This window comes from Pseudomonas sp. SIMBA_067, assembly GCF_046534675.1.
GTDB classification, from domain to species: Bacteria; Pseudomonadota; Gammaproteobacteria; order Pseudomonadales; family Pseudomonadaceae; genus Aquipseudomonas; species Aquipseudomonas putida.
Map to the genome: position 1 here is coordinate 1 of NZ_JAWRYH010000398.1, position 273 is coordinate 273.

Annotated in this window: 1 protein-coding gene; it reads right to left on the reverse strand. The window is 56.4% G+C overall.

Annotated elements, in window-relative coordinates:
• Positions 1 to 19: 19 nt before the first annotated feature.
• Positions 20 to 273: paraquat-inducible protein A (locus SB765_RS29610; RefSeq protein ID WP_410932489.1), on the reverse strand; the 254-nt coding region annotated here is incomplete at its 5' end.

Consider the following 273-nt stretch of genomic DNA (forward strand, 5'->3'; position numbering starts at 1 on the left):
GGTTTTTGCCGTAGGCAGGTCACTCATGGTCGTCATCCGACTCCGTGTTATCCCAAATCAGTCGGGGATCGAAAGTTAAAGCAGCAAGCATCGTCAGAATCACCACACTGGCGAAGGCGACAGCGCCCAGGTTGGCTTCGACACTGGCAATTCGCCCGAAATTCACCACCGCCACCAGGATGGCGATGACGAAGATATCGAGCATGGACCAGCGCCCAATGAATTCGATAGAGCGGTACATCAGGATCCGTTGGCGCGCCGAAAGCGGCTGGC